Raw genomic sequence first — 8,538 nt, forward strand, 5'->3', positions numbered from 1 at the left:
AACGCCACGCCCGCACCCTCCCGCCCCGTCGAGTGGCCCCGAACGCACACGCCCGCCGCCTGCCGCCCCCGTCGAGTGGCCCCGAACGCACACGCCCGGCCCCCGCCGACACCCGGATGCTCCCCGTCCGGGTGTCGGCCGGGTCGCATAGGCTCGCTTCGTGACCCGGACCCCTGATGCGCCACCGCAGCTGAGCGCGGCTCCGATGAGCACGGCACCGGGGCTGTTCGTGTGCTTCGAGGGTGGGGACGGAGCCGGCAAGTCGACGCAGGTGCGCCTGCTCGCCGAGGCGCTGGAGCGCGCCGGCCGCGACGTGCTCGTCACCCGGCAGCCCGGCGGCACGCCGCTCGGGGCACGGATCCGCGAGCTCGTCCTCCACGGCGACCACGTGTCACCCCGGGCCGAGGCCCTCCTCTTCGCCGCCGACAAGGCCCACCACGTCGACGAGCTGATCCGCCCCGCCCTCGCAGGAGGGCGAGTCGTCGTCATCGACCGCTACACCGACAGCTCCATCGCCTACCAGGGCGCTGGACGCGACCTCGGCGCCGACGAGATCCGGCAGCTGCAGCACTGGGCCGTCGGCGGGCTCTTCCCCGACCTGACGGTCCTGCTCGACGTCGCCCCCGAGGTCGGGCGGGCCCGGCGCGGCGACGTGCACGACCGGCTGGAGTCGGAGGCCGACGCCTTCCACGCCGCGGTGCGTCAGGGGTTCCTCGACCTGGCCGCGCGGGAGCCGGACCGCTACGTCGTCGTCGACGCCGCCCTACCGCCGGAGGAGATCCACGACCGGGTCATGAGTCGGCTGGCCGACGTGCTGGCAGGCCGGCCATGAGCGTCTGGCGCGACCTCGTCGGCCAGGACCCCACGGTCGAGGTCCTCTCGCGGGCGGTCCGCGTCGAGGACGCCATGACGCATGCGTGGCTGTTCACCGGCCCGCCGGGTTCCGGCCGGTCCAACGCCGCCCGAGCCTTCGCCGCGGCCTTGCAGTGCCCCGAAGGAGGCTGCGGCGAGTGCCGCGAGTGTCGGACCGCGCTCGACGGGTCCCACGCCGACGTCAAGGTCGTCGCGACCGAGGGCCTGTCGATCCAGGTCCGCGACACCCGCGACCTCGTCCAGGAGTCCGCCCTCCGTCCCTCGGTCGGCCGCTGGCGCGTCATCATCATCGAGGACGCCGACCGCCTCACCGAGCGCGCCGCCGACGCCCTCCTCAAGGCCCTCGAGGAGCCGACGCCCCGCACGGTCTGGATGCTCTGCGCGCCCAGCCTCGAGGACGTCATCATCACCATCCGCTCGCGCTCGCGCCACGTCCGCCTGCGCACCCCGCCGGTGCACGCCGTCGCAGAGCTGCTGGAGCGGAGAGACGGGGTCGACGCGCCGATGGCGCTGCACGCGGCCCGCGCTGCCCAGTCCCACATCGGGCTGGCCCGTCGCCTCGCCCGCGACGAAGGCGCCCGCATCCGGCGACGAGACGTCATCGCGATGGCGACGAAGATCGTCCATGTCGGCGACGCGATCGACGCGGCCGCCGACCTCGCGCAGATCGCCGACGAGGAGTCGTCCGCGAGCACCGCCGAGCGCGACGCCGCCGAGCGGGCACGCCTGCTCGAGACCCTCGGGGCCGACCCGACGGCACGCACCCAGCCGCCCCACATCCGTTCCCAGCTCGCCGCGCTCGAGAAGGAGCAGAAGACGCGCGCGACCCGGCATGCGCGCGACATGATCGACCGCTCCCTCATCGACCTCATGTCCGTCTACCGCGACGCGCTCGTGCTCCGTCTCGGATCCCAGGTCGACCTCGTCAACCCCGATGCGATGGACCGGGTCCGCGGCCTCGCGACCGTCTTCACGTCCGAGCAGCTGCTCGGCGCCCTCGACGCCATCAGCGAGGCGCGTGACCGGATCAACGCCAACGTCGCCCCCCTGCTCGCGCTCGAGGCGATGACGCTCCAGCTGCGGGTCCCCCGAGACCTCAACCGCTGAGCCTGCCCCGGCCCCTCGCCCCTCGCCGCGAAGCTGATACGGCAACACGCCCGGCAGTGCGCAACTCACCCCTGATATTTCCGGGTGGAGTTGCCAACTGCCGGGCGTGTTGCGGGGTCAGCGGCGCTTGAGCAGCTCCTCGGCGATCTGGACCGCGTTGAGAGCAGCACCCTTGCGCAGGTTGTCGCCGACGACGAAGAGCACGAGGCCCTTGCCCTCCGGTGCCGCCTGGTCGACCCGGACCCGGCCGACGAAGACCTCGTCCCGGCCCGCAGCCTCGAGCGGGTTGGGCACGTCGGTGACGACGACGCCCGGGGCGTTCTTGAGCAGGTCGAGCGCCTCGTCCGGACTGATGTCCTCGGCGAACTCCGCGTGGATCGCGAGGCTGTGGCCGGAGAAGACCGGCACGCGCACACAGGTGCCACTCACCCGAAGCTCGGGCGCGTGGAGGATCTTGCGCGACTCGTTGCGCAGCTTCTGCTCCTCGTCGGTCTCGAGGGAGCCGTCGTCGACGATCGAGCCCGCGAGGGGCACGACGTTGAAGGCCACCGGCACGGCATAGAGCTGGGCCTCGGGCACCTCGACGGCGCGACCGTCGAGCGCGAGGCGCGTCGGGTCACCGGCCTCGTAGGCGCCACGGAGCTGGCGGTCGAGCTCCTGCACGCCCTTGCCGCCGGAGCCGCTCACCGCCTGGTAGCTCGCGACGGTGAGCCGGACGAGGCCCGCCTTGTCGTGAAGGGGCTTGAGCACCGGCATCGCGGCCATCGTCGTGCAGTTGGGGTTGGCCACGATCCCCTTGGGGATCGTGTCGAGGTCGTCGGCGTTGACCTCGGAGACGACGAGTGGGACCTCCGGGTCCTTGCGCCACGCGCTCGAGTTGTCGATGACCGTGGCGCCGGCCGCTGCGACCTTGGGCGCGAGCTCACGGGAGGCCGAGCCGCCGTTGCTGAAGAGGGCGATGTCGATGCCGGAGAAGTCGGCCGTCGCGGAGTCCTCGACCTCGATGTCCCTTCCCTTGAAGGGGATCGTCGTGCCGGCAGACCGCGCCGACGCGAAGTACCGCACCTCGTCGACCGGGAAGTCACGCTCCTCGAGGAGGGCGCGCATGACACCGCCGACCTGACCTGTGGCTCCGAAGACTCCGACTCGCATGGAACAAGGCTACGGCCCGGTGCCGGCGTGCCCGGCCATGTCTCATCCTTCGAGGCACCCTGCCATCGCCACGGGACGCCGTCAGCCCTCCCCAAGAAGAGACGGGGCGCCGGCCGGACGGGACGGGAACGCTGCCGCCTGCGAAGTCGTCTCGAGTCGGCACAGGCACGAGGCCCGGATGGGCACGTCCGCCTGCGCGCTGGCGATGCGCAGCTGCTGCTCGACGATGCCCGCCGCCTCGGTCTTGCCGAGCCGCACGAGGCACTCGTGGTAGCCGTGGAGCGACCAGACGTTGCCGGGGTGCTGGCACGCCCGCGGCAGCGTCGGGTCGAGCCCCAGGTCAGCCCGGTAGACGACTTCGGCCTCCTCGACGCGGCCCTGCTCGAGAAGGAGCGCCCCGAGCGCGTGCCGGGCCGGCTGCATCCAGCCCCAAGGCTCGTCGTAGGGCAGACCGTCGTCGAGCTCGACCGAGCGGCGCAGGTGGGCAAATGCCGCATCCACCCGGCCACGGCGGTACTCGAGCTCTCCGTCGAGCATCGAGGAGGCCACCTCGAGGATGTCCCGGCAGGTGTTGTTGAACAGCATGCGTGACTGCGGCACGTTGTCGAGGGCCGAACGGAAGAGCGCTCGCTCCGCCTCCGCCTCGTCGACGCGCCCGGTCGCGGCGAGCGCGATCCCCCGTCCGTAGCGCGTCATCGCGGTCGTGGTCGCATACAGCTCCGGATCCGATGGCAGTGGCAGGGCGAGGAGCTCTTCCCACCGGCCGAACCGGATGAGCACGTGGACCCGCATCGGCACGAAGCCCTCGAGCCAGTCCGCCATGGGCGGCACCTCGACCCGGAGCAGCTCCTCCGGGATCGCGGCCTCGAGGTCGGCCACCGCGGCTCGCGCGGTCTGCTCCTGCCCGAGGAACATCGCCCCGTAGACGAGGAAGTGCAGGTTGTGGGCGCGATAGAGCGTGTAGAAGTTGATCGGACCGCGCTCGGCGAGGAACATCGCGTCAGCGCGGACTGCGGCCCGGTTCGAGGCGACGACCCTGCGGTAGTCACCGCACAGCACGTCGAGGTGGGTCGGCATGTGCCGCAGGTGCCCTGCGTCCGGGACGAGGTCGCGGAGCAGGTCACCGACCCACAACGCCTCCTCGGGCCGGGGTGACATCTCCATGAGGTGGACGTAGAGGTGCAGGATGCCCGGGTGCCCCCGGCCCTCGCGGGTCGACAGGGCCCGGTCGAGGACCTCCTTGGCGCGAACTGTTCGAGACCCCGGCGCCGGCTCGCCGGTTCGCTGGTCCCACAGCTGCCACGCCGTGAGGTTCATCAGCGACTCCGCATAGAGGGCGACGACGTCGAGGTCGTTCGGGTGCTGCTCGTGCACCCGCTCCATCGCCTCGGCATAGGCCGCCTCCCAGGTGTCCGGCTCCGCCGGCGCCTCCCTCTCCGGGAACCGACTGGCCATCGCCTCGGCGAGGTCGCGCTCGACGGGGGTGGCACTGGCTGCGCCCTGCCGCGCGGCGAGCTGAGCGGCATACGCCCTCGTGACGGTGTCCTTGACCTCCTCGGGCGCGTAGAACTCCCACGGCTTGTTGTAGTTGGGAGCGAGCGCGTGAGCGATGCCCCAATGGGCGAGGACGCAGTCCGGGTCGAGGGCGAGCGCCCGCTCGTAGCACGCGACCGCCTCCTCGTGGTTGAAGGCGTAGGCCCACACGAGTCCGCGCTGGACCCACCCGCGAGCCGCGTCGGAGCTCGCCGTCACCTCGCGCGTCCAGCGGCCGAGGTCGTACGGATAGTCGATACCGGTGTCCGGTCGGTCGTCCATGGCCCTCACCCCCGGGCCAGTATTGCCCCCGCACGCCCCCGGCGTCGATGGATCACGCGACCTCGCTCCGCTCCTCCCTCGCTGGCGCTCGGTCGATGCTCACTCGGCGTGCCGGTCGGCGTTCGCGTGGATCGCGTCCCTCACATACTGCGCCAGCCCCTCCTCGACGTCCTCGTACGTCCTGGTGAACCGCGGATCGGCGACGTACATGTCCCCGAGCGCCCGGTGGACGTCGTGCGTGAGGTCGTAGAAGCGCTCGTGGATCTGCACCCGCGCTTGCTCGGCGGCGTCCATCGCCTCGGGAGAGTGCGGCGGCAGCCCGGCACGCTTGGCCGCGACGAACGCCGTCGTCACGCCTTCCAGCTCGTCCTTGATCTGCTGCCAGTCCGCCTTGGTGTAGCGCCTGGTCCGCCGGGCCGACTGCGTCCAGGCGTCCGTGTCGCCCCAGCGCTCCCTGGCCTCGGCTTCGTACTCGTCCGTGAAGCCGTCGCCGAAGAGCTCCTTCAGCTCCTCCGGCGTGGCTGGCTGGTCGCCCATCTCTCTCTCCAGTGCTCGATCGATTGCTGTGACGAGCTCGCTCAGCTCGCCCAGCCGCGTGAGGACCGCCTCACGTTGACGCAGCAGGTGGGTCACCGCGTCGTCCCCGCCGTCGAGCAGGGCTGCGATCTCGTCGAGCGGCAGCTCGAGCCGCCGATAGACGACGACCTGCTGCAGCCGCGTGAGGTCCGCGTCGGTGTAGAGCCGGTAGCCCGCCCGGGAGCGTTCACTCGGCGTGAGCAGGCCGATCTCGTCGTAGTGGTGCAGGGTCCGGACCGACACACCGAAGAGGTCGGCCACCTGCCCCACCGTCCACGTGGTCATCGCACGCTGCCTTCGGTCCGTGGTGGTCATGCCATCGAGGATGCGCCCTCACGTCACGTGAGGGTCAACTCCCATTCAACCGTGCCCGTATGCCGCTGAGCGCGCTCCCGACGTCGGGTCTCGGGGCGCTGCTCCCGCTCTTGGGCGCGCGCCGACCTCGCCCGGGCGGACGCGGTGCGGTCAGGAGCCGCCGCCACCGGTGAGCAGGTGCCGGACGAACCAGTCCCGCGCCTGGCCGGCCGCCTCGGCCAACGTCCCGGGCTCCTCGAAGAGGTGCGTCGCCCCCGCGACGAGGACGAGCCGGGTCTCGCACTGGGTCAGCTGGGCCTGGGCCTGACGGTTGAGGTCGATGACGACGTCGTCGTCGCTGCCGACGATGAGCAGCGTCGGAACCCGGACCAAACCCAGCCGTGGCGCCGCCAGGTCCGGTCGTCCGCCGCGGGAGACCACGGCGGCGACCTGCGAGTCCGGCTCGGCGGCCGCCCACAACGCTGCTCCGGCACCGGTGCTCGCACCGAAGTAGCCATAGCGGCAGGGCCCTGTGTCGGGACGGCCCGCCAACCAGCGCGTCGCCGCGACGAGCCGTCCGGCCAGCAGCCCGATGTCGAAGACGTTGGCCCGGTCCCACTCCTCCGCCGGCGTGAGCAGGTCGATGAGCAGGGTGCCCAGCCCGGCCTGCTGGAGCACGCGCGCCACGTAGCGGTTGCGTGGACTGTGGCGGCTGCTCCCGCTGCCGTGGGCGAAGACGACGACACCTCCGGCTCCTGCGGGGACGTCGAGGTGGCCCTCGATGCTCACCGCCCCAGCCGGGATGACGACGTCCTCGTCCGTGGCCGCGCCGGGATTCCCGCTCGTCCCCGCGTCAGTGTCCCCGCCGGTCGCCACGGCTGCCGGTGCGCGGCGCCGGGCTGCCTCGAGCAGGACGCCCACTTCGTCGTCGGTCGTCGGGGTGAAGTCCCGGTAGTGCGCCCCCACCGCGTAGAAGTCCGGGGGCGCCGAGACCGAGACCACCTCATCGACCTCGTCACCCGCCGACAGCTCCCGAACCGACTCTGCGGCTGCGACCGGAACGGCAAGCACGACCCGCTCCGCCCCGAGGTGCCGGGCCACCCGGCAGGCGACGCGGGCCGTCGCGCCCGTCGCGATCCCGTCGTCGACGACGAGGGCCACCTTGCCGTGCAGGTCGAGCCGTGCTTGTCCACGGCGGAACCGCGAAACGCGCTCGTCGAGTGTTGCCCTCTCCCGGCGTTCGACGGCCTCGATCTCGGCCTCGGTGATGCGAGCCCGGTCGATGAGGTCTCGGTTGAGGAACCGAACACCGTCCTCGCCGATGGCTCCCATGGCCAGCTCAGGCTGGAAGGGGACGCCGAGCTTGCGCACAACGATGACGTCGAGGGGTAGGTCGAGTGCGGTGGCGACCTCCGCTGCGACGGGCACTCCTCCACGCGGGAGCCCGAGCACGACGGCGTCCTGCCCTCGGAAGGACTCGAGCCTGGTTGCCAGCTGGACCCCGGCGTCGACCCGGTTGGCGAAGACGGTCACGACAGCCTCCTTCATGCCTGCCCACGTCACGCATCCCGAGGCCGCTCCATCCGCGCCCGGTCAACAGCATGACCTCCTGCCAGTGTCGACCAAGCCCCCGGGCGAGGCGAGGGACGATGGTCCCGACTCGGGCCCAGAGTCCCCGGGTCAACAGACGTGGCGTCCCGTTGCACGCGTCGAGCGGCGACGACGTGGGTGGACGCGCGGATCGTGCACGAGAGTGTGGTGTGCGTGTGGTTGGCGACCCGCACAGCGGGTACGCCGCTGGCATGACCTCGCCCAGCCCGCGGCCCCCCGCACCGTCAGAGACCACCGGTGAACCGGACTCCCTGACGCGGGCCGATCGGCTGCGGCGGCTCGCGGTCGTCGTCGCCGAGATCTTCTGCCTCGTCGGCACCCTGGTCGGCATCGGAGTCATCGGGCAGCGGGTCGAGGAGTCTGCAGGTGGTGCCCTGTCCGACGACGCGACGCTCATCGCTCCGGCGGGGCCGGCCTTCTCGATCTGGACGCCGATCTACCTCGGCCTGCTCGCCTACACGGTGTGGCAGTTCGTCCCCCGCAACGCCGGCCGGTCCCGGACCCGGGCCACCGGATGGCTGGCGGCGGCCTCGATGGTGCTCAACGCGGTGTGGTTGCTCGTGACGCAGCAGGGCTGGATCTGGGTCAGTGTCGTCGTCATCGTGGCCCTTCTCGTCGTCCTCGTCGTCCTCGTCTCCCGGTTGGGCCGGGAGCGGGCGACCGACGGGTGGGAACGGCTCACGGTCGACGTCACCTTCGGGCTGTACCTCGGCTGGGTCAGCGTCGCCACGTTCGCCAACATCGCGGCCGCACTCGTCGACTCGGGCAATGACGTCGGGGTGGGAAGCAACGCAGCCGTCGCGGTCGCCGTCCTCACGATCGTGGCACTCGTCGGCGTCACCCTCGCTCGGAGCCTGGGTGGTCGCTGGTCCGTCGCCTTCGCCATGGCCTGGGGGCTGGCGTGGATCACCGTCGGTCGCTTCACCGACGAACCCCGCTCAGCCGCGACAGGGATCGCAGCGGCGGTCGCGGCCGTCATCGTCCTTCTCGCCGCGGCGGGCTCCCGCGGCCGCGCGAGAGGAGCGTGGACGCGGTGACGGGCGAGGACACCGAGATCGTCGTCGTCGGCGCCGGACTGGCGGGCCTGCGCTGTGCGAGTCGCCTGCTCGA

At 71.8% G+C, this 8,538-nt stretch carries 7 protein-coding genes; 3 read left to right on the plus strand and 4 right to left on the minus strand.

Going from position 1 to position 8,538, the window contains the following annotated elements; genetic code table 11:
• The first annotated feature begins 205 nt into the window (after positions 1-205).
• Together tmk and LOY02_RS13355 are read left to right on the plus strand one after the other, a co-directional pair.
• Positions 206-832, plus strand: coding sequence for a dTMP kinase (tmk, locus tag LOY02_RS13350; RefSeq protein WP_317182865.1), 627 nt, complete (start codon positions 206-208; stop codon positions 830-832).
• The gene (locus tag LOY02_RS13355; protein ID WP_317182851.1) at positions 829-1,980 is read left to right on the plus strand and encodes a DNA polymerase III subunit delta'; all 1,152 of its coding nucleotides are present in this window, start codon (positions 829-831) and stop codon (positions 1,978-1,980) included. The genes tmk and LOY02_RS13355 overlap by 4 nt, the downstream gene beginning before the upstream one ends.
• A 117-nt stretch (positions 1,981-2,097) precedes the next feature.
• Here LOY02_RS13355 and LOY02_RS13360 read toward each other — a convergent pair whose 3' ends face one another.
• The 4 genes from LOY02_RS13360 to LOY02_RS13375 all read right to left on the minus strand — a co-directional run bounded on the left by LOY02_RS13360 (position 2,098) and on the right by LOY02_RS13375 (position 7,350).
• Positions 2,098-3,132, minus strand: coding sequence for an aspartate-semialdehyde dehydrogenase (locus tag LOY02_RS13360; protein WP_317182852.1), 1,035 nt, complete (start codon positions 3,130-3,132; stop codon positions 2,098-2,100).
• 81 nt (positions 3,133-3,213) lie between these two features.
• Entirely contained in the window at positions 3,214-4,947 is a 1,734-nt protein-coding gene (locus tag LOY02_RS13365) for a tetratricopeptide repeat protein (RefSeq protein WP_317182853.1), read from the minus strand.
• Positions 4,948-5,046: 99 nt separating this feature from the next.
• Positions 5,047-5,838 carry a MerR family transcriptional regulator gene (locus tag LOY02_RS13370; RefSeq protein WP_317182854.1) on the minus strand — a complete coding sequence of 264 codons (792 nt, stop codon included), beginning with the start codon at positions 5,836-5,838 and terminating at the stop codon, positions 5,047-5,049.
• 150 nt (positions 5,839-5,988) lie between these two features.
• Positions 5,989-7,350 (minus strand): phosphoribosyltransferase family protein, encoded by a 1,362-nt coding sequence (locus LOY02_RS13375; protein ID WP_317182855.1) that lies wholly within the window; start codon positions 7,348-7,350, stop codon positions 5,989-5,991.
• Between the two features lie 269 nt (positions 7,351-7,619).
• Between LOY02_RS13375 and LOY02_RS13380 the strand changes: the two genes are divergently transcribed.
• Positions 7,620-8,465, plus strand: a complete 846-nt coding sequence (locus LOY02_RS13380; protein WP_317182856.1) for a tryptophan-rich sensory protein — start codon at positions 7,620-7,622, stop codon at positions 8,463-8,465.
• The last annotated feature ends 73 nt before the right edge of the window (positions 8,466-8,538 follow it).

It is taken from the genome of Intrasporangium sp. (assembly GCF_032907665.1).
Classification (GTDB): domain Bacteria; phylum Actinomycetota; class Actinomycetes; order Actinomycetales; family Dermatophilaceae; genus Intrasporangium.